We start from the raw sequence: 21,026 nt of genomic DNA, 5'->3' as shown, positions 1-21,026 counted from the left end.
CAGCGACGCCGGGTCCGCCGTGCCGGTATGCCGTCCGGCGGGGTGACGCGTGAAGGCGGAGCACCAGCGTGTCTGGCGCCGGCGTCGGATGGCGGCACTCGGCCTAGCCCCGGCGCTCGGCACCGCGGCGACGCCGACCTCGGCGCTGGCCGTCACCCGTGAGCTCGGGGCTTTGCAGGCCCAGGACTACGCCAGCGGGGTCTGGTCACTCGGCGTCCGTTCAGGCCTGACGCTCGAGCAGGTCGAGCAGGCCGTGCACGACCGGGAGATCGTGCGCACCTGGCCGATGCGCGGCACGATCCACTGGGTCCCGGCCGAGGACGCCAGGTGGATGTGCCAGCTGCTGGCGGCCCCACGCAGCACGGCACTCGCGACGCGATATGCCCAGCTCGGTCTCGAGGAGTCCGACATCGAGCTGTCGGGCCGCCTCTTCCAGGAGCACCTCACCGAGCCGATGAGCCGCCCGGACGTCATCGCGCTGCTCGTCGCGGCAGGCATCGACCCAGCCGGCCAGCGGGCCTACCATCTGGTCGGCCACCACTGCATGACCGGGCTGCTGTGCCAGGGACCGCTCATCGGCAGGCAGCCGAGCTTCGTCCTCATCGACTCGTGGGTTCCGCTGTCCCGCAAGCCATCCCGTGAGGAGGCCATGGCGACAATGGCCACGCGCTACCTGCGGAGCCATGGCCCGGTGACCGAGAAGGACCTCGCAGGCTGGATGAACAAGCCCCTCGGGTTCACGCGCGAGGCGCTGGCCCTCGTGGACGGCCAGGTGGTCCGTGAAGAGACCGACGGCGACGTGTGGCTGAGCCACGTCGACTCCCGCGGACCCGTCGGCCCGGCGGGCGTGCACCTGCTCCCGCAGTGGGACGAGTTCCTGCTCGGGTTCAAGTCGCGGGACGTGACGCTGCCCCCGGAGCACTTCGTCAAGGTCGTCCCGGGCCGGAACATGGTCTTCAAGCCGACGCTCGTCATCGACGGCGAGGTCGCCGGCACCTGGCGCCGGGTGCAGCGACCTTCACAGGTGCGGGTCGAGGTGAGCCCGTTCCGGACGTTACCGGAGCGGCGCTGGCGAGACGTCGACCGGGCCGCGGCGGCATACGGTCGTTTCCTCGGCACCGACGTCGAGGTCGTGCGCGCCGGGGAACACTGATGGCACGGGGCGGGATCCCGCCGTCGCCGCTGCCGCCACGCGACGGTGTCGACGCGCAGCGCTATCGCATGCCGCAGTCCGGGCCTTGGTCCAGGCTCCGAGACCACCTCGTCGAACGGCTTGCGCCTCACCTGAGCGCCGACGACGTCGACCGGATGCTGTCGGCGGGCGAGTTCGTCGACGCCGCAGGCGTGCCCGTGCCGGTGGACGCACCCTTCGTGCCCCGTTCCGCCGTCTGGGCGCACCGTGACCTGCCCGACGAGCCCCTCGTGCCGTTCGACGTGGACATCCTGCACCGCGACGAGCGCCTCGTGGTCATCGACAAGCCGCACCACCTGTCGACGATGCCTCGAGGGCGGCACGTCGCGCAGAGTGCGCTCGCCCGCACCCGAGTCCTGACGGGGATCGACCGGCTCACGCCCGCGCACCGTCTCGACCGGCCGACCGCGGGCGTGCTGATGTTCACCACCGAGCCCCGGTGGCGAGGGGCGTATCAGCGAGCCTTCGCCGAGGGGCGGGTCCACAAGGAGTACCTCGCCGTCGCGCCGCTTCGCGCCGACCTCGGCCTGCCCGTCGTCCGGCGCACCCACGTCGTCAAGGAGCATGGCACCCACCAGGCACGCGAGATCGCCGGCGCGACTCCCAACGCCGAGACGCTCATCGAGCTCGAGGCGGTCAGCGGCGACCTCGGGCTCTACCGGCTGACGCCGCGGACCGGCCGCACGCACCAGCTGCGGTGCCAGCTGCACGGCCTCGGCATCCCGATCCTCGACGACCCTCTGTACCCGGTCGAGAGGGACCGCGCGCCGGACGACTTCTCGGCGCCCCTCCAGCTGCTGGCTGCGGTGCTCGAGCTGACAGACCCCGTCGACGGGTCACCGCGGCGGTTCGTGTCCCGCCGCACGCTCGACGGCTGGCCGGGGGCCTGGCCGCTCGAACAGCCGTGAGCCTCATGGCTGCCCGGCCCGGCCGTGCGACATCCGCCGTTCACATTTCGGTCCCGCGCTCGCCGCGCAAGAGGGGTCGCCGCAGTCTAGGGTGACCGGCAGACCGCGCGGAGGAGCCGGTCTCAGGGAGGAACTCATGCCGCAATCTCGTCCTGTCCTGCGTCGGGTAGCCGGGCTCACCGCCGTGGCTCTCGCCGTCGGACTCGTCCCCTTCGTCGCCGGGGCTCAGAACGCCTCGGCGGCGTCGACAGACCTGTTCTTCAGTGAGTACATCGAGGGCACCAGCAACAACAAGGCGCTCGAGATCTACAACGGCACCGGCGCCGCGGTGAACCTGAGCGGGTACAGCGTCCAGATGTACTTCAACGGCGCGACAACCGCTGGTCTGACGATCGGCCTCACCGGCACCGTCGCGAACGGCGACGTGTTCGTGCTCGCCAACGCTGCTGCCAGCTCCACGATCCTGGCCCAGGCGGACCAGCAGAGCACCGCGACCAACTGGTACAACGGCGACGACGCCGTGGTGCTGGTCAAGAACGGCGCCGTCGTCGACTCCATCGGGCAGGTCGGCTTCCGTCCGACCAACGAGTGGGGTTCTGGCCTCACCTCGACCATGGACAACACGCTCCGGCGCAAGTCGAGCATCTCCGCCGGCGACGCCGTGACCAGCGACGCGTTCGACCCGTCGGTCGAGTGGGACGGCTTCGCCACGGACACCTTCGACGGGCTCGGCTCGCACACCGCCGTGGCCGTCGACAACCCACCTGCCGTGGCTTCGACCTCGCCGGCCGCGAACGCGAAGGCCGTCAACCGGGACGCGAATCTCACGGTGACGTTCTCGGAGGACGTGGACCTGACCGGAGACTGGTTCGACCTGACCTGCTCGGTCTCCGGGGACCACGCGGGCACCGTCAGCGGCGGGCCGACGGCATACGTCATCGACCCGACGGACGACTTCGCAGTCAACGACAACTGCTCGCTCACGGTCAGGGCAGCCAACGTCGCCGACCGTGACCAGACACCGGACGCGATGACCGGCGACGTCGTCGTCCCCTTCACGACGGCCCTCGACCTCTCGTGCACCCAGCCGTACACGACGGTCCCCGCCATCCAGGGCAGCGGCGCCAGTGTCGCGCTCACGGGCACCCGCACCACCCAGGGTGTCGTCGTGGCCGACTACGAGGGCGCGAGCCCCGCGTTGCGCGGCTTCTACATCCAGGACCCGACGGGCGACGGCGACCCAGCCACGTCCGACGGCATCTTCGTGTTCGAGGGCAGCAACGCCGACACCGTCAGCGTCGGCGACCTCGTCCGCGTCACCGGCACGGCTGGGGAGAACCAGGGCCAGTCGCAGATCTCCGTGGGCACGATCGTCAAGTGCGGCACGGACACGGTCAGCCCGACGCCGGTCACCTTCCCGGTGTCCAGCGACACCTTCCTCGAGCGCTACGAAGGCATGCTCGTGTCGGTCCCGCAGGAGATGACGGTGACCGAGCACTTCCAGCTCGGTCGCTTCGGCCAGGTCGTGGTCTCGTCGGGCGGGCGCCTCCAGCAGCCCACCAACGTCGTTGCCCCGGGCGCTCCGGCGGCCGCCCTGCAGGCGTCCAACAACCTGCGCCGCCTCATCATCGACGACGGGTCGCAGACCCAGAACCCCGACCCGATCGTCTGGGGACGTGGCGGCCAGCCGCTCTCGGCGAACAACACGCTGCGCGGTGGTGACACCGTGGCGGGCGCAGTCGGCGTCATGACGTACACGTGGGCCGGCAACAGCGCGAGCCCCAACGCCTACCGGCTCCGGCCGATCGGCGCGATGGACGGCTCGGCGCAGTTCGCCGCCGTCAACGAGCGCCCGACCTCGGCGCCGGTGGTTGGCGGTGACCTGCGGGTCGTGGGCATGAACCTGCTCAACTTCTTCAACACGTTCACCGGCTGCACCGGCGGGGTCGACGGAAGCCCGATGGACTGCCGCGGGGCGACCAGCAGTGTGGAGTTCGACCGGCAGTGGGCCAAGACGGTGGCAGCCGTGAGCGGGACCCACGCCGACGTCGTCTCGTTCATGGAGATGGAGAACGACGGCTACGGGACCGCCAGCGCCGTGCAGTTCCTCGTCGACAGGCTCAACGAGAAGGACGGTGCCGGCACGTGGGCGTTCATCGACGCCGACGCCCGGACAGGGCAGATCGACGCCCTGGGCGACGACGCGATCAAGGTCGGCATGCTGTACAAGCCGGCCACGGTGACCCCGGTCGGCGAGACTGCAGCCCTGAACTCCGTGAAGTTCGTCAACGGCGGCGACGGCGCGCCTCGCAACCGTCCGGCTCTGGCACAGGCGTTCCAGGACAAGGCGACCGGCGGCGTCTTCATCGCTGTTGCGAACCACCTGAAGAGCAAGGGCAGCGAGTGCGACGCTCCCGACGCCAATGACGGCCAGGGCAACTGCAACCAGGTGCGCGTCAACGCGGCCACCGAGCTGGTCTCCTGGCTCGCGACCGACCCCACGCAGACCGGTGACTCGGACGTCCTGCTCCTCGGCGACATGAACTCATACGCCAAGGAGGAGCCGATCAGGGTTTTCAAGGACGGCGGCTACTCCAACCTCATCTCCGACCGCAACGGCTCGGAGGCGTACTCCTACGTCTTCGACGGGCAGTGGGGCTACCTCGACCACGCCCTCGGGTCTGCGTCCATCGACAGCCAGGTCACCGGTGTCGCCGACTGGCACATCAACTCCGACGAGCCGTCCGTGCTGGACTACAACACGGACTTCAAGTCGCCCGGCCAGATCGCCTCGCTGTATGCGCCCGACCAGTTCCGGATCTCCGACCACGACCCCGTCGTCGTCGGTCTCGACCTGACCAACGCGGCACCGGTGGTCGGTGCGGTGAGCGGCGCGCCGACTCAGGTGGGCACGTCCGCCACGGTCAGTGCCGCGTTCACGGACGCCGACCGTCTCGACGCGCACACTGCCACGATCTCGTGGGGTGACGGGTCGAGCAGCGCCGCGACCATCGCCGGGGGCACGGTGAGCGGGAGCCACACCTATGCCGCGGTGGGCCTCTACACGGTCACCGTGACGGTCACCGACCAGTGGGGCAACGCGGGCTCGTCGAGCCTGAAGCCGCTCGCGGTCTACGACCCGAGCGCCGGATTCGCCACCGGTGGCGGCTGGGTCACCTCGCCCCAGGGGGCGCTGGTCTCGGCCCCGTTGCACACCGGCAAGGGCTCGTTCCAGCTCAGTGCGGCATACCCCGCCGGGGCTGCGACCCCGAACGGCTCGTTGACGTACAGCCTGGCCGGGACGCAGTTCGTGCTCGCCACGACGTCGCTCGACTGGCTGGTCGTCTCGGGCGACACGGCCCACCTGTCCGGCCCGGCCACGCTGAACGGTGACTCCGGCTACCGGGTGACCGTGACGCTGACCGACCAGGGCAAGAGCGACACCCTGCGCGTCGCCGTCGCGCGATCGTCGGGCGCCGTCGTGTACGACAGCGGAGCCCAGGCGGTCCAGGGTCAGGTCGCCCTGCACTGACCCAGCTCGAGCGCAGCGCGGCCCCGGAGTCCCAGCGGCTCCGGGGCCGCGTCGCGTACGCTCGGTCGCTGCCTCTCGTGGCGCCGAGAAGGCCATGGCCGGGCGCACGACGGGCGCACGCGAGAGGCACGACGGCGGGGCGCGCCGGGGGCATGCGGGCGCGTAGGCGACACACAAATGGCTCCCGGCAGACGTCCAGCCGACATCCAGCCGAGAGGGCCATCGTCCTCACATGGGCAAGAGAGTCGCCGCTTCGCCACCGCGCCACCGTTCCGCGCGGGTGCTCACAGCCATCCTCGCTGTGGCGACGTTCGCTGCCGTGCTGCTGGCTGTCTTCGACCGCGGCCCGCACCGGCCGGGACTGGCCGAGCTCCTCTTCGGTCTGCTCAACATCCCGGTCGCACCGACGCTCCTGTCGGTCGTCGTCCTGGCCCTGGTGACGCGAGCCCTGCTGGGGCGCAAGCGTATCGGCCTGTGGGCGGTCGTCGCCTTCCAGGTGGCGGGCATCTACCTCGGGATCGTCGCGCTCCTGCCGAGCGCACCGCTGCCCTTCGACGAGCTGTGGGACACCCGCGGCGACTTCAGCCGCGGCCTCGAGGTGGCGGCGATGGTCGTCGCGTTCGCCATGCTGTGGTGGCTCTGGCGCCTGCACTCCGTCTTCACCGCTCGGCTCCAGCCGGGCTCGTGGTGGCTGGCCCTGACCGCGCTGGCCGTCGGAACGCTCGTCACGCTCGGTGTGACCTCGCTCATGCTCGATGCGACGGGAGCGCCCCAGGGACAGGTCACCGGCGTCGTCGCGACCGTCCTGGCCGGCATCGGCGGGGTGAGCCGTCGCTCGCTGGTCGGCATACCACCGTTCGTCGTCGACGTGACGGCCGTGCTCGCCACGGCGACGATCCTCGCCTCCGTCGGGCTCTTCCTCGCCTCGTCGCGCGCGCGCAGCCGCTGGTCCCCTGACCGCGAGGTCGCACTGCGCTCGCTGCTGGCCGAGTACGGCGCCGACGACTCGCTCGGGTACTTCGCGACCCGCCGCGACAAGGCGTCCGTGTTCGCGCCGGACGGACGGGCGGCGGTGACCTACCGCGTCGTCAACGGGGTGTCGCTCGCGTCTGCCGACCCGGTCGGAGCCCGGGACGCATGGTCAGCCGCGATCGCGGCGTGGCAGGCAGAGGCGCGCGAGTTCGGCTGGCTCCCCGCCGTGCTGTCGGCGAGCGAGGCCGGTGCCCGGGCGTATGCCGCTGCCGGCCTTCGCGTGATGCTCATGGGTGACGAGGCCATCCTCGACCCCGAGCGGTTCGACCTGCGGCGCGGCTCTCTCGGGGCCGTGCGCCATGCGGTGAAACACGCCCGGCGGGCGGGCATCTCGATCCGGGTCAGGCGGCAGGATGACATCAGCACCCACGAGCTCACCACCCTGATGGGCCAGGCGGCGGCCTGGCGCGGCGACGACCGCGAGCGTGGCTTCTCGATGGCGCTGGGACGGGCGGCGGACCCTGCGGACGGCCGGATCGTCTACGTGACTGCGCACGACGAGGGCGGCGCGGTGGTCGGGCTGCTCACCTTCGTGCCGTGGGGACGCTCCGGACTGTCTCTCGACCTCATGCGGCGAAGCCCACAGGCCCCGAACGGCGTCACCGAGCTGTCCGTTGCGGAGCTGCTGGGGCGGTCACGCCAGCTCGGCGTCACCCGGGTGTCCCTCAACTTCTGCATGTTCCGCGGCATCTTCGCCGACTCGGCGCGACTGGGCGCCCGTCCCATCACCCGGTTCAACGCCTCGCTCCTCGGTGTGCTCGACCGCGTCTGGCAGCTCGAGAGCCTCTACCGCGCGAACGCGAAGCTCGAGCCCACGTGGGAGCCGCGCTTCCTCTGCTACGACGACGCAGTGTCGATGCCGCAGGTTCTCGTGGCCTCCGGCGCCGCCGAGGGATTCCTGCCGTGGCCCGGCCGCGGCCATGCGGTCCAGGCGCCCCTCGATCCCGAGCATCTCGAGCTGGTCGAGTCCGCCGTCGCGACCGTCGAGGGACGGGCCGAGCACCAGGCGCTCGTGCGCCACCGCTCGGGCCAGTTCGGCCACCGTCTTGCTCGGCTGGAGGCCATGCGTGCTGCCGGCCGCGACCCGTTCCCGGTCGGCGCCGGTCAGCCGACGACGACGCTCGCGGCGCTGTCGGCACTCCTGTCGGAGTCAGCGATCCTGGCTCGCCCGGTCCGGGTCCTCGCCTCGACGCGCGGCGGACGCGTGGGAGTGGCCACCAGGCCCTTGACCGGCTGCCTCACGGCGTCGCACGTGTATCGAGATGGTCACTCGACCTCGGCACGCGTGGGCCTTCGGGACGACGGGCACGCGCGCGACGACGGGCGCGCACGCGGCGACGGGCACGCGCGCGACGACGGGCACGCGCGCGACGACGGGCACGCGCGCGACGACGGGCACGCCCGCGGCGACGGGCGCGCGCTGTCGGTCGTCGGCCGGGTGCGGGACCTTCGCGACCACGGCTCGGTCGTGTTCGCCACCCTCGTCGACGGACGGGCCGCCGTGCAGGTCGTCCTCGACCCGAGCACAACGGGGTCGCCCGACGAGGTCAGGGACTTCGCGCGGTTCGTCGACCGCGGCGACCTCGTCCGAGTCGAGGGCACCGTCGGCGCGTCGCGGAACGGCACGCCCAGCCTGATCCTGCGCTCGTGGCGGATGGAGGCCAAGTCATTGCACCCCTTGCCGTTCCGTGCCCTGTCCGACCCGGAGGCGCGCCTGCGCCAGCGGTCGGCCGACCTGGTGGTCCACCCGGAGACCGTCTCCCTGCTGCGATGCCGGTCCGAGGTCGTGGCGGCCGTGCGCGACACCCTCGGCGGCCTCGGCTTCACGGAGGTCGAGACTCCGATGCTGAACACCGTCCACGGCGGCGCGACCGCGCGCCCGTTCCGGACGTTCAGCAACGCCTACGGGCTCGACCTCTCGCTTCGGATCGCGCCCGAGCTTCACCTCAAACGGCTTCTGGTCGGCGGCCTGGGCCCGATCTTCGAGCTCGGCCGGAGCTTCCGGAACGAGGGCGCCGACGCGACCCACAACCCGGAGTTCACCTCGCTCGAGGTGTACCAGCCCCACGCCGACTACACGACGATGCGGATGCTCGCCGAGCAGGTCATCAAGGCCGCAGCCAGCCGAGTGCACGGCCGCGAGGCGATCCCGATCCCCGGCGCGGGGAGGGCACGCACGGGTGCCGTGGGCGCCGACCTCGTCGATGTCAGTGCGCCATGGCCCGTCGTGCGTGTCCTCGACGCCGTGTCGGGCGCGGTGGGCGAGCGGGTCTCCCTCGAGACCGACCCGGACCGTCTCATCGAGCTGGCCCACGCCCACGGAGTGACGGTGCCGGCCGACCGCGGCCCGGGCGCGATCATCGAGGAGCTGTATGCCGAGCTCGTCGAAGCCGTCACCGCGATGCCGACGTTCTATGTCGACTTCCCGCAGGAGACCTCGCCCCTGACCCGACCGCACCGCGCAGTGCCCGGGCTGGTCGAGCGCTGGGACCTCGTCATCGCCGGGATGGAGGTCGGGACGGCATACAGCGAGCTGACCGACCCCGTCGACCAGCGGAACCGGCTCACCGAGCAGTCCCTTCGGGCGGCCGCCGGCGACCACGAGGCGATGGCGGTGGACGAGGACTTCCTGTTCGCACTCGAGCTCGGGATGCCGCCCTCCGGCGGCCTCGGGATCGGCATCGACCGCCTGGTCATGCTCCTGACCAACACCTCGATCCGGCAGGTCCTGACCTTCCCGTTCGTCCGGCCCCTCGAGACAGCCGGCCCGGGAGGGGGACGCTGAATGGAGCTCACCGGGACCCCGCTCATCGTGCTGCTCGTCCTCGTCGCGGTGGCCTGCTTCGCCGTCATCGTGCTCGGGATACCGCGTCGTGGCACACCGGTCGTGCGGATGGCGACCCGCGGCGTCGAGGTGCTGCTGCTCAACGTCGTCGTACTGGGCCTGTTCGGCGCCCTGCTCAACGACCAGTACCTCTTCTACTCGAGCTGGTCGGACCTGCTCGAGAACGGGTCGCCACAGGTCGAGAGCCATCACGGTGGCTCACCGGGCGACGTCGTGGGCGCGCATCTGTCTGGACAAGGGCTGAACAGTGTCGTCCAGCCCGCGTCGCTGCCCCCGCTGCCCGACCCGGGGTCGCGGCTTCAGACGTACACCGTCACGGACCCGCACACCGGGAGCGGGGGACAGGTGCTCGTGTACCTGCCGCAGGGCTACGACCCGGCGTCGCACCGGACCTACCCCGTGATCGAGGGTCTGCACGGCTTCCCCGGCGGTCCGGCCGGCTTTGCAAAGCTCGACTTCTTCAGCTCCGCCGACCAGCTCACCGCCGAGCACAAGCTGGCGCCGTCGATCTTCGTCGTGCCGATGATCGACACCCCGCCGAGTCTCGACACCGAGTGCGTCAACGGCGGTCCCGGTCTGCCGCAGACCGACACATGGCTGTCCCGTGACATCCCCGCCTGGACGGTCCAGCACTTCCGGGCCCGTCCCGGTCGCACGTCCTGGGCGACGATGGGGTACTCCTACGGCGCCTGGTGCGCCGCCGAGCTGACCATGCGGCACCCGGACGTGTTCGGCGCCTCGATCGTCCTGCTCGGGTACTTCCGGCCCGACTTCAGCCCGTACTACGACCCGCTCACGCCGGCGTCGCTGCGCAGCTACGACCTCATCCACCTGGCGCGGACCAGCCCGCCACCGGTCGCGATATATGTGCTGACCTCGCACGAGGACCCGCTGTCCTACGCGAGCAGCTCGAAGTTCCTCAGCGTGGCCCGGGCTCCGCTCGACGCCACCGGCGTGGTGCTGCTCCACGGCGGCCACCGCACGGCGGTGCTGACGCCGTACGTCCCCGGCGCCCTCTCCTGGCTGGGCGCGACCCTGCCGGGGTTCCATGCATGAACCCCGCGGGCTCAAGGCCCACCACGTCGGCCTCGCGCTCGGTGCGCTCGCGATCCTCGCCGTCGTCGTGACCCTCGTGGTCGGGGCGGGGCCGTCACCGTCGACGACCGCGTCGGCCGGACGGACGACCTTGAGCGACCCGTCGGCCAGCGGAACCAGTGGCGCCCCGGAGCTGCACGTCGTGGCCATGGGCGACTCTGTCCCCACCGCGAGCACCTGCGGATGTACGGGCTACGTCGAGCTGCTCGGCCAGCGACTCAGCGAGCTCACCCACCGGCCCACGGTCGTGCACAACGACGCCACCGACGGATGGACCACCGCGGATGTCGTGGAGGATCTTGACTCCGGGCCGACCCGAGCGGACCTCGTCGACGCCGACCTCGTCGTGGTGGAGATCGGGGCGAACGACTTCGACTTCAGCCGGGTGGACGACCCTTCGTGCTACCCGGCGTCGACGTCGTCGTGCTGGGCCTCGACCATCGACGGTCTGAAGACCGGCCTGGCTCAGATCGTCGACACCGTGAAGACCGTGGACCGGAACCCCGGGCTGCGCGTCGCAGTCGTCGGGTACTGGAATGTCACGGTCGACGGCGCCGTCGGACGCGCTCGCGGACAGGACTTCGTCGAGGGAAGCGACAGCCTGACCCGGACGGTCAACGCGGCGATCGACGACGTCGCCCAGACGTCCGGAGCGACCTACGTCGACGCGTACACGCCGCTGAAGGGCAGCTCCGGCGACCGCGACCCGACGCCGCAGCTGCTCGACGACGGCGACCATCCGAACCAGAGCGGGCATCAGCTGCTCATGCAGGCGGTCCTGTCGACCCTGATGCGCGAGGGCGCCGTCGACTCCTGGGCTCGATGAGTCACGAGGAGAGCCGGCGACGACCGACGAGGCCGTCGTCGGCACGGGCGCCGGCCGACCTAGACTGCGCGCATGCAGCGCCCCCCGACCGCCCGGCGCCAGCCGGTCACCCGGACCCATCACGGCGACACCGTCGAGGACCCGTACGCCTGGATGGCCGACCGGGACTCGCCGGAGCTGCGTGACCTGCTGCTTGCCGAGAACGCCTGGGCCACCGAGCAGACCGAGCACCTCCGTCCGCTGTCGGAGCAGGTCTTCGCCGAGTTCCGCTCGCGCATCGAGGAGACCGACCTGTCGGTCCCCGTGCGCCACGACCGGTGGTGGTACTACTCACGCACCGTCGAGGGCGAGCAGTACGCCGTGGAGGCCCGCGTGCTCGTCACCGGCCACCCGCAGCGGCCGGCGCTGGAGGGCGGCCGGCCACCACGCGGCGAGGAGGTCGTCCTCGACCAGAACGCCGAAGGGTCCGGGCAGGCATTCTTCGCGGTGGGCGCGAGCGAGGTCTGCCCGGCAGGCGACCTGCTGGCGTATGCCGTCGACCTCGAGGGTGACGAGCGCTACGACGTGCGCGTGAAGCGGATCGCGACAGGCGAGCTCCTCGACGACGCTGTCCGCCAGACCGGAGGGTCGCTCGCCTGGTCCCTCGACGCGAGGCACTTCTTCTACACCCGGGTCGACGACGCGTGGCGGCCCTACCAGGTGTGGCGGCACGAGCTGGGCACGCCGGCGGACCGCGACGTGCTCGTCCACGAAGAGGAGGACGAGCGGTTCTACATCGGCGTCGGCACGTCGCGGGACGACCGGCTCGTCATCATCGCCATCGGCTCGAAGACGACGTCCGAGTTCCGGCTCGTCGACGCGGCGGAACCGCTCGGCGAGCCCCGGGTCGTCGCCCCCCGGCGGCAGGGCGTCGAGTACGACATCGAGCCGTTCGGGGACCAGCTGCTCGTCACCCACAACGCCAACCGGGTCAACTTCGAGCTGGCCGTCGCGCCGGTGACCTGCTCCTCGAGCGAGGAGTGGGAGGCCCTCGACGTCACCACCGAGGACGAGTACGTCACGGGGGCTGAGGGCTTCGACGGCTTCCTGGCGATCTCGTTCCGGCGGGAGGGGGCCACCGGAGTCCGCGTCGTGCTCCGGGACCCAGCGGCCCCCAATGGCCTCGGTGAGATCCACGACATCGAGGTGGGCGAGCCGATCGGCACGCTGCTCGTCGGTGTGAACCCCGAGTCGTCCACCCCGACGCTGCAGGTCATGCACGAGTCGCTCGTGACGCCGAGGGCGGTACAGGACTACGACGTGCGGGCCCGGACCTTCACGCTGCTCAAGCAGCAACGTGTCCGTGACGGCCATGACCTCAGCCAGTACCGGCAGCGGCGCGAGTGGGCGGTCGCCGCGGACGGCACGCGCATCCCGATCTCGGTCGTGCACCGGCACGACGTGCTCGCCGACGGCACCGCCCCCGGCCTGCTGAGCGCGTACGGCGCCTACGGCATACCCAGCGACCCGTGGTTCTCGGTGCTGCGACTGTCCCTGCTCGAGCGCGGGTGGGTGTTCGCCATCGCACACGTACGCGGAGGGTCAGAGATGGGCAGGTCGTGGTACGACGACGGCAAGCTCGAGGCCAAGCCCAACACGTTCTCCGACTTCGTCGCCTGCGCCGACCACCTCATCTCGGCCGGTATCGTCGCATCGAACCACCTTGCGGCGGAAGGCGGTTCGGCTGGGGGCCTGCTCATGGGCGCGGTCGTCAACGACGCCCCCGACCGGTTCTGCTTCGTCCACGCACAGGTGCCGTTCGTCGACCCGCTCACGACTGTGCTCGACCCGAGCCTGCCCCTGACGGTCGCCGAGTGGGAGGAGTGGGGCAACCCCCTCCAGGACCCCACGGCATACGCGCTGATCAAGTCCTACGCGCCGTACGACAACGTCCGGCCGGGGCGACGGCACCCGAGCCTGCTCGTGACGACGAGCCTCAACGACACGCGCGTGTACGTCACTGAGCCGGCCAAGTGGGTCGCCGCGCTGCGCTTCGCCGATCGCGACGTGCCGGACCCGGCACCGATCGTCTTCCGCACCGAGCTTGCCGCCGGCCACGGCGGCCAGTCGGGCCGCTACGACCTGTGGCGGCAGTGGGCCTGGGAGACCGCGGTCCTCATGGACCAGACGTCGCCGCGCGGCGGGGACGCGACCAGCGCCGCCGCAACCTGAGACGCGGCGTCCCGGCTGGTGGGACGGCTCCTAGACTTTGACCCATGATGTCCAGCCTCGACCTGCGCGGACGCACGCTCGACGTGCGCTTCCTGCGCGGGGCCCTGCCCCGAGCCGAGTTCGACGTCACGGCCGCCCTCACCCAGGTGCGGCCGATCTGCGAGGACGTCGAGCATCGTGGGGCAGCGGCGCTGCGAGACCTGGGGGAGCGGTTCGACGGCGTCCGCCCGACCCACCTGCGCGTGCCCTCCGAGGTGCTGCGCCGTGCCCTCGACGGCCTGGACCCCGACCTTCGCGCGGCGCTCGAGGAGTCCATCCGGCGGGCCCGCGTCGTCCACGCCGACCAGCGCCGCACGGACACGGTCACCCAGGTCGTGCCCGGCGGCACGGTCACCGAGCGCTGGGTCCCGGTCGACCGCGTGGGCCTCTACGTCCCCGGCGGGCTCGCCGTCTACCCGAGCAGCGTCATCATGAACGTCGTGCCCGCCCAGCTGGCCGGGGTGGGGTCGCTCGCGGTCGCGTCGCCGCCCCAGCGCGAGAACGTCGGCGACTTCGTCGGCTACCCCAACCCGACCATCCTGGCCACCTGCGCCCTGCTCGGCGTCGACGAGGTGTATGCCGTCGGCGGCGCCCAGGCGGTCGCCATGTTCGCCTACGGGTTCGTCGACGACGACCCCGAGCTCGGTGAGGTCGACGGGCGGCGCGTCGCGTGCGAGCCGGTGTCGATGGTCACCGGTCCCGGCAACATCTGGGTCGTCGCCGCCAAGCGGCTCCTCAAGGGCCTCATCGGGATCGACGCCGAGGCCGGCCCCACCGAGATCGCGATCCTCGCCGACGACTCGGCCGACGCCGACATCGTCGCTGCAGACCTCATCAGCCAGGCCGAGCACGACCCCCTCGCGGCCTCGGTGCTGGTCACCGACAGCGACGAGCTCGCCGAGGCGACCCAGCAGGCGCTGGCCCGGCGCGTGCCCGCCACGAAGCACACCGAGCGAGTGGCCGAGGCACTGTCCGGACGGCAGTCCCGCATCGTCCTGGTCGACGACATCGCGGCGGGCCTCGACGTGGTCAACGCGTATGCCGCCGAGCACCTCGAGATCCAGACCCGCGATGCCGCGGACGTGGCCGCCCGGGTGCGCAACGCCGGCGCCATCTTCGTGGGGCCCAACGCCCCCGTCAGCCTCGGCGACTACGCCGCGGGCTCCAACCACGTGCTGCCCACCGCCGGCTGCGCCTGCCACTCCAGCGGCTTGTCCGTGCAGTCGTTCCTGCGTGGCATCCACGTCGTCGACTACGACGAGGCGGCCCTGCGCGAGGTGGCCCACCACGTCGTCACGCTCGCTCAGGCCGAGGACCTCCCGGCGCACGGCGAGGCCGTCACGGCCCGGTTCGGGGACGAGGTGCCGCGATGACCGCAGATGCCCCGAGCGACGTCCAGCGGCTGCTGCGCGAGGACCTTCGGGGCCGGACGGCATACGGCGCGCCCCAGCTCGACGTGCCCGTGCGGCTCAACACCAACGAGAACTCCTACCCGGTGCCCGCGGTCGTCGTCGAGGCGATCATGGCGGCGCTCGCCGACGACGTAGCCGGTCTCAACCGGTACCCCGACCGCGACTTCACGGACCTGCGCAAGGCGCTGACGGCATACCTCGAGAAGCAGTCCGGCGTGGCCGTGACCCCCGAGCAGGTCTGGGCGGGCAACGGGTCCAACGAAGTCCTGTCCCACATCGTGCAGGCGTTCGGCGGGCCCGGCCGGGTCGCGCTGGGCTTCACGCCGTCCTACTCGATGCACCCGATCATCAGCGAGACGCTCGGCACGACCTGGGTCGACGGCCTCCGCGGGTCGACGACGTTCGACCTGACACCCGAGTCGGCTGCGGAGCAGGCCGGGTCAGCGAACCCCTCGGTCGTCTTCCTCTGCTCGCCGAACAACCCCACCGGCACGGCCCTGCCGTTCGAGGTCATCGGTGCGGTGCTCGATGCGGCGCCCGACGCGATCGTCGTCGTCGACGAGGCCTACGCCGAGTTCGCGCGGCCCGGGACGCGCAGTGCCCTCACCCTGCTCGCCGACCACCCACGCCTCGTCGTGACGCGCACGATGAGCAAGGCGTTCGCCTTTGCCGGTGGCCGCCTCGGCTACCTCGTGGCCTCGGCCGAGCTCGTCGACGCGCTGCGCCTCGTGCGGCTGCCTTACCACCTGTCCACGCCGACACAGACCATCGCGCGGGTGGCACTCGAGCACGCGGACGTCATGCTCGCGACCGTCGAGGTCATCAAGCACCAGCGCGACCGCATCGTCGAGGGCCTCGCGGCGATCGGGGCCAAGCCGGTGGCGAGCGACAGCAACTTCGTCCTCTTCGGCGGCCTCGCGGACGAGCGGGCGACCTGGGAGGCGCTGCTCGACGCTGGTGTGCTGGTCCGCGACGTCGGGATACCGCACCACCTGCGGGTCACTGCCGGTGACCCTGACGAGACGACGGCGTTCCTCACGGCGATGGCCACGATCGCGCCGACCCACGTCGTGCCACCGAGCGACGATGCCCCCGCCGCGCCCGTTCCCCGAGGAAGGTGAACTTGTATGAGAAGTGTTGAATGGCACCTCCGCTTCGCTGCGGCGCGTGCCACGGCGCCTCTGAGGCCTTGCCTTCCTCCGCTTCGCTCGCTCGTTCCTCCCACGCAGAGCGTGGGACCCAGCTCGCTGCGCTGCGTCCAGGCAACGCCGGCGCCGCGGCGGTCTCAGGATGGAGCTCTTGCATGAGCCCTAACAATCGCACCGCGAAGATCAGCCGGGCGACCTCCGAGTCATCGGTCGACCTGTGGCTCGACCTCGACGGCACCGGGCGGTCGGAGATCTCCACGGGCGTGCCGTTCTACGACCACATGCTTGCCTCGCTCGCGAAGCACTCGCTCATCGACCTCACCGTCCGGGCCACGGGTGACGTCGACGTCGATGTCCACCACACCGTGGAGGACACCGCCATCGTGCTCGGCCAGGCCGTGCGCGAGGCGCTCGGCGACAAGTCCGGGATCTCCCGGTTCGGCGACGCGACCGTGCCCCTCGACGAGGCGCTCGCGCACGCAGTGGTCGACGTCGCCGGCCGCCCCTACGTCGTGCACGAGGGCGAGCCCGAGGGCCAGCAGTACGCCCTCATCGGCGGGCACTTCACCGGGTCGATGACCCGGCACGTCTTCGAGTCGTTCGCCTTCAACGCCGGACTGTGCCTGCACGTGCGGGTGATCTCCGGCCGCGACCCGCACCACATCGTGGAGGCGCAGTTCAAGGCCGTGGCACGTGCGCTGCGCGCCGCCGTGGCGCGCGACGACCGCGTCGTCGGGATCCCCAGCGCCAAGGGTGCTCTCTGACGATGGCGGCGCTGTCATGACGGCCGACGTCGTCGTCCTCGACTACGGAAGCGGCAACGTCCGCTCCGCTGTGCGCGCGCTCGAGCGGGTCGGAGCGTCGGTCACGCTGACCGCCGACCCGCTCGCCGCGCTCGAGTGCGACGGTCTCTTCGTTCCCGGTGTCGGCAACTTCCACGCATGCATGGCGGGCCTTGCCGCGGCGCACGGGCCCAGGATCATCGGCCGCCGGATCAGCGGCGGACGTCCGGTGCTGGGCATCTGCGTCGGGATGCAGGTGCTCTTCGACGGCTCCGCCGAGCCGTCCGAGCGGCCGCTCGAGGGTCTCGGGCAATGGCCGGGCACGGTGGAGCGGCTGCCAGCCGACATCGTGCCTCACATGGGCTGGTCCGAGGTGGAGGTGGCCGACGGGTCGGCGCTGTTCGCCGGGGTCGAGCACGAGCGCTTCTACTTCGTCCACTCGTATGCCGTCCAGCGCTGGACGCTCGAGGCGACCGGAGCCTTCCGTGCGGTCGCGCCGAGGGTGACGTGGGCGCGCCACGGTGCGCCGTTCGTGGCGGCGGTCGAGAATGGACCTCTGTCAGCGACCCAGTTCCACCCGGAGAAGTCCGGCGACGCCGGGGCACACCTGCTCGAGAACTGGGTGCGCAGCCTCTAGCCCGCGCCATCGTCCCGCCGGAAACCGGTAGCCGGCGTCTCTTCCGGCCCGTCGCCCCACCCACAGATCAACCTTCAGGAGCCACACCGAGATGACCGACCAGCCGCGCCTCGAGCTGCTGCCCGCCGTCGACATCGCCGACGGCCAGGCCGTCCAGCTCGTCCAGGGAGTCGCAGGCAGCGGCGGCCAGTTCGGCGACCCATGGGTCGCCGCGAAGGCCTGGCAGGAGCAGGGCGCCGAATGGATCCACCTCGTGGACCTCGACGCCGCGTTCGGCCGGGGCAGCAACCGCGACCTGATCGCCTCGATCGTCGGCCGCCTCGACCTCGCCGTCGAGCTGTCCGGGGGCATCCGCGACACCGACTCGCTCGAGGCGGCACTGGCCACCGGCTGCCGACGGGTCAACATCGGCACCGCCGCACTGGAGGACCCGCATTGGACGGCCTCGGTCATCGCCGAGCACGGCGACCGGGTGGCGATCGGCCTCGACGTCCGCGGGACGACCCTCGCCGCGCGGGGCTGGACCCGCGAGGGTGGAGACCTCTGGGAGACCCTGCAGCGACTGGACCGCGAGGGGTGCGCTCGCTACGTCGTCACCGACGTCAACAAGGACGGCATGCTGCAGGGCCCCAACGTCGAGCTCCTCCGGGCCGTGTGCGCCAGGACCGACCGGCCGGTCGTCGCCAGTGGCGGCGTGTCGACGCTCGAGGACATCGGGGTCATCCGCGACCTCGTGGGCGACGGCGTCGAGGGGGCCATCGTCGGCTCGGCCCTCTACCGCGGCGCGTTCACGCTGCCCGAGGCACTCGACGTCGCCGGGCGACCGGGATCATGACCGGCCCCGCACACCACGACCACTCGGCGGGGCACCTCGATGCCCAGGGCCGACCCGCCGACTCAGCAGGCCAGGCGTGGGCCGGCAAGAACATCCCGTCCCACGGGTTCGCGGACGACACCGGTGCGGCCGACCCGGAGCTCCTCGAGCTGCTCGAAGGGCGCGCGCGCTCCAAGTCCGCGACCGCGGCCTCTGTGGCCTCTGCGGCCGGCGCCCCTGAGACCGGCCCCGCTGAGACCGGCGAAACCGAGGCCGACCTCGTCGCGCACGTGGCCCGCACGCGGTGGCTCGTGCCGGTCGTCGCCGTGGCGTCGGACGTCGACGAGTCCGGCGAGCACAGGGTCGAGACCCGCAGCGACATGGCTGCCGTCATCATCACCGCACCGGACGGGCAGCGCGCCCTGCCGATGTTCACCTCGCTGGCGAGCCTGAGCACCTGGGACCCCGGCGCCCGCCCGGTGCCGGTCTCGGCTGCAGCCGCAGCGCGGGCCGCGATCGGTGAGGAGTGTCACGTGCTCGTCGTCGACCTCGGGTCGCCCCACACAACTGTGCTGCGCCCCAGCATGCTGTGGGCACTCGCCCAGGAGCGTGAGTGGCGACCGAGCCACGACGACGAGCACGTCGCCGCCGCGGTCGCCGCGGCCGTGCGCGGAGAGGAGGCCGTCGCCGGCCACCGGCTCGAGGCAGGGGAGCCCGCCAGGGCCGGTGTCCTGCGTGTGGTCCTGGTGCTGCGCCCCGGCCTCGGCGCCGACGACGTGCAGGCTCTCGCGACACGGATCGGGGAGCGGATCGCGACCGATGGAGAGACCCGTGCGAGGATCGATGCTCTGACCTTCGCGCTCGAGACGGCGCGCTGAGCAACACACCCGCGGAGGTGCCGCACGTGGACACCACACCCCAGGCCACTCGGGAACGCCCGCCGGGGCCATCCGACCCGGCCACGTCCACCGCCAGAGCGCCGCACCGGAGCGCAGCGCCGCCAAGCGGCCCACTCGGGTTCATCGTCGACCCCGCGCTCGATGCCCAACGCAGGCGGGACCTGCGACGGATGCGCCTTCTGGCGACCGGGCTGCTCGTCCTCGCGGCCATCGTCTACATCCTGACCAGAGGCCACGACGACGGCGTCCTCGGCTTCGTCAACGCCGGTGCCGAGGCGTCGATGGTCGGCGCATGCGCCGACTGGTTCGCGGTCACGGCCCTGTTCCGCCATCCGCTCGGGCTCCCGATCCCGCACACCGCCCTCATCCCGCGCAAGAAGGAGATGATCGGCCGAAGCCTCGAGGAGTTCGTCAGCGAGAACTTCATGCGCGAGGACATCATCCGCGACCGGGTCCTCGACGCCGAGCCGACCCGGCGTCTCGCCGAGTGGGCGCTGGCTCCCGGGCACGCGCGACGTCTCGTCGACGAGGTGGCGACGGTCACGGTCCACGCGCTGCACCGCATCCCCGACGACGACGTGCGCGCGATCATCGAGCAGGCGGTGCTGCCACGGCTGATCGAGGTGCCCGTGAGCCCCCTGGCCGGCAGCCTGCTCGACCAGGTCGTCCGTGACGAGGCACACGCAGGCCTCGTCGACCTCGCCCTCGACGAGATCCGCATCTGGCTCGTCGACAACGAGGACCTCTTCGAGTCGCTCATCGTCCAGCGCGCGCCCACCTGGGTGCCCGACGCGATCAACGACATCGTCGCCCGCAAGATCCACACCGAGGCGCTGAAGTGGGTCGCGGACGTGCGCCGCGACCCCAAGCACGACGTGCGCATCGCCCTGGACAAGCTGCTCATCGACCTGGCCGACGACCTGCAGCACGACCCGGTCACGCAGGCCAAGGCGGAGCGGCTCAAGGAGCGTCTCCTCACGCACCCGCAGACAGCCGACACCGCGATGGCGTTGTGGCGATCGATGCGCGAGGTGGTGATCGCCGCGCTGGAGGACGTCGACGGGCCGGTGCGCGTCCGTGGCGTCCAGGAGGTCAGCGCCCTGGCCGAGCGGCTGCTCGCCGACCGGTCGCTGCGCGACCGCATCGACGCGCGCATCTGCGACGCGACCGTCTATGCGGTCGAGCGCTACGGCACCGAGATCACCCAGGTGATCAGCCACACCATCGACCGCTGGGACGGCAAGGAGACGGCCGAACGGGTCGAGCTCCAAGTGGGGCGCGACCTGCAGTTCATCCGGATCAACGGCACCCTCGTCGGCGGTCTGATCGGCATGCTCATCCACGCCATCTCGCTGCTCATCCCCTAGCGAGCCACGACACCAGGAGCGCTCACTCGACCCCGGTCGAGTGGGCGCTCCGTCACTCGCGTACCAGGGCGCGGGCCCGCTGCTGGTCGAGTGAGCGTGTGACGCGTGGGGCTGGGCGCCCACTCGACCGCGGCTTCCGGCCCTCCGTCGAGTGAGCGCTCCGTCACTCGCGTACCAGGGCGATGGCTCGCTGCTGGTCGAGTGAGCGTGTGACGCGTGGGGCTGGGCGCCCACTCGACCGCGGCTTCCGGCCCTCCGTCGAGTGAGCGCTCCGTCACTCGCGTACC

Annotated in this window: 14 protein-coding genes; all 14 read left to right on the top strand. The window is 71.5% G+C overall.

Translation table 11 applies throughout. From position 1 onward, the window contains the following. The first annotated feature begins 49 nt into the window (after positions 1–49). The 14 genes from ACWEOW_RS08535 to ACWEOW_RS08470 all read left to right on the top strand — a co-directional run bounded on the left by ACWEOW_RS08535 (position 50) and on the right by ACWEOW_RS08470 (position 20,739). A complete protein-coding gene (locus ACWEOW_RS08535) occupies positions 50–1,153 on the top strand; it encodes a winged helix DNA-binding domain-containing protein (RefSeq protein WP_452268755.1) in 1,104 nt (367 codons plus the stop codon). Then, positions 1,153–2,100 carry a pseudouridine synthase gene (locus ACWEOW_RS08530; protein ID WP_452268754.1) on the top strand — a complete coding sequence of 316 codons (948 nt, stop codon included), beginning with the start codon at positions 1,153–1,155 and terminating at the stop codon, positions 2,098–2,100. The genes ACWEOW_RS08535 and ACWEOW_RS08530 overlap by 1 nt, the downstream gene beginning before the upstream one ends. Before the next feature lie 136 nt (positions 2,101–2,236). Next, a complete protein-coding gene (locus ACWEOW_RS08525) occupies positions 2,237–5,632 on the top strand; it encodes an ExeM/NucH family extracellular endonuclease (protein ID WP_452268753.1) in 3,396 nt (1,131 codons plus the stop codon). Positions 5,633–5,864: 232 nt separating this feature from the next. Then, the gene (locus ACWEOW_RS08520; protein WP_452268752.1) at positions 5,865–9,449 is read left to right on the top strand and encodes a lysine--tRNA ligase; all 3,585 of its coding nucleotides are present in this window, start codon (positions 5,865–5,867) and stop codon (positions 9,447–9,449) included. Beyond that, on the top strand, positions 9,450–10,565 hold the full coding sequence (locus tag ACWEOW_RS08515; RefSeq protein ID WP_452268751.1) for an alpha/beta hydrolase: 1,116 nt from the start codon (positions 9,450–9,452) through the stop codon (positions 10,563–10,565). Continuing rightward, positions 10,558–11,430 carry an SGNH/GDSL hydrolase family protein gene (locus ACWEOW_RS08510; RefSeq protein WP_452268750.1) on the top strand — a complete coding sequence of 291 codons (873 nt, stop codon included), beginning with the start codon at positions 10,558–10,560 and terminating at the stop codon, positions 11,428–11,430. Before ACWEOW_RS08515 ends, ACWEOW_RS08510 begins: the two co-directional genes overlap by 8 nt. Positions 11,431–11,502: 72 nt before the next feature. Continuing rightward, positions 11,503–13,641, top strand: a complete 2,139-nt coding sequence (locus ACWEOW_RS08505; RefSeq protein WP_452268749.1) for a S9 family peptidase — start codon at positions 11,503–11,505, stop codon at positions 13,639–13,641. 44 nt (positions 13,642–13,685) lie between these two features. Next, positions 13,686–15,053 carry a histidinol dehydrogenase gene (gene hisD / locus ACWEOW_RS08500; RefSeq protein WP_452268748.1) on the top strand — a complete coding sequence of 456 codons (1,368 nt, stop codon included), beginning with the start codon at positions 13,686–13,688 and terminating at the stop codon, positions 15,051–15,053. Then, a complete protein-coding gene (locus ACWEOW_RS08495; protein ID WP_452268747.1) occupies positions 15,050–16,213 on the top strand; it encodes a histidinol-phosphate transaminase in 1,164 nt (387 codons plus the stop codon). The genes hisD and ACWEOW_RS08495 overlap by 4 nt, the downstream gene beginning before the upstream one ends. A 182-nt stretch (positions 16,214–16,395) precedes the next feature. Beyond that, positions 16,396–17,004 carry an imidazoleglycerol-phosphate dehydratase HisB gene (gene hisB / locus ACWEOW_RS08490; RefSeq protein WP_452268746.1) on the top strand — a complete coding sequence of 203 codons (609 nt, stop codon included), beginning with the start codon at positions 16,396–16,398 and terminating at the stop codon, positions 17,002–17,004. Between the two features lie 16 nt (positions 17,005–17,020). Beyond that, on the top strand, positions 17,021–17,659 hold the full coding sequence (gene hisH / locus ACWEOW_RS08485; RefSeq protein WP_452268745.1) for an imidazole glycerol phosphate synthase subunit HisH: 639 nt from the start codon (positions 17,021–17,023) through the stop codon (positions 17,657–17,659). A gap of 91 nt (positions 17,660–17,750) precedes the next feature. Then, positions 17,751–18,494, top strand: a complete 744-nt coding sequence (gene priA, locus ACWEOW_RS08480; protein WP_452268744.1) for a bifunctional 1-(5-phosphoribosyl)-5-((5-phosphoribosylamino)methylideneamino)imidazole-4-carboxamide isomerase/phosphoribosylanthranilate isomerase PriA — start codon at positions 17,751–17,753, stop codon at positions 18,492–18,494. Further along, a complete protein-coding gene (locus tag ACWEOW_RS08475) occupies positions 18,491–19,351 on the top strand; it encodes an SseB family protein (RefSeq protein ID WP_452268743.1) in 861 nt (286 codons plus the stop codon). The genes priA and ACWEOW_RS08475 overlap by 4 nt, the downstream gene beginning before the upstream one ends. 26 nt (positions 19,352–19,377) lie before the next feature. Then, on the top strand, positions 19,378–20,739 hold the full coding sequence (locus tag ACWEOW_RS08470) for a DUF445 domain-containing protein (protein ID WP_452268742.1): 1,362 nt from the start codon (positions 19,378–19,380) through the stop codon (positions 20,737–20,739). Positions 20,740–21,026 lie beyond the last annotated feature (287 nt).

This window comes from Monashia sp. NPDC004114 (assembly GCF_053603855.1).
The sequence above is the reverse complement of the archived record's forward strand: the minus strand, read 5'-3'. Positions and strand labels throughout refer to the sequence as shown.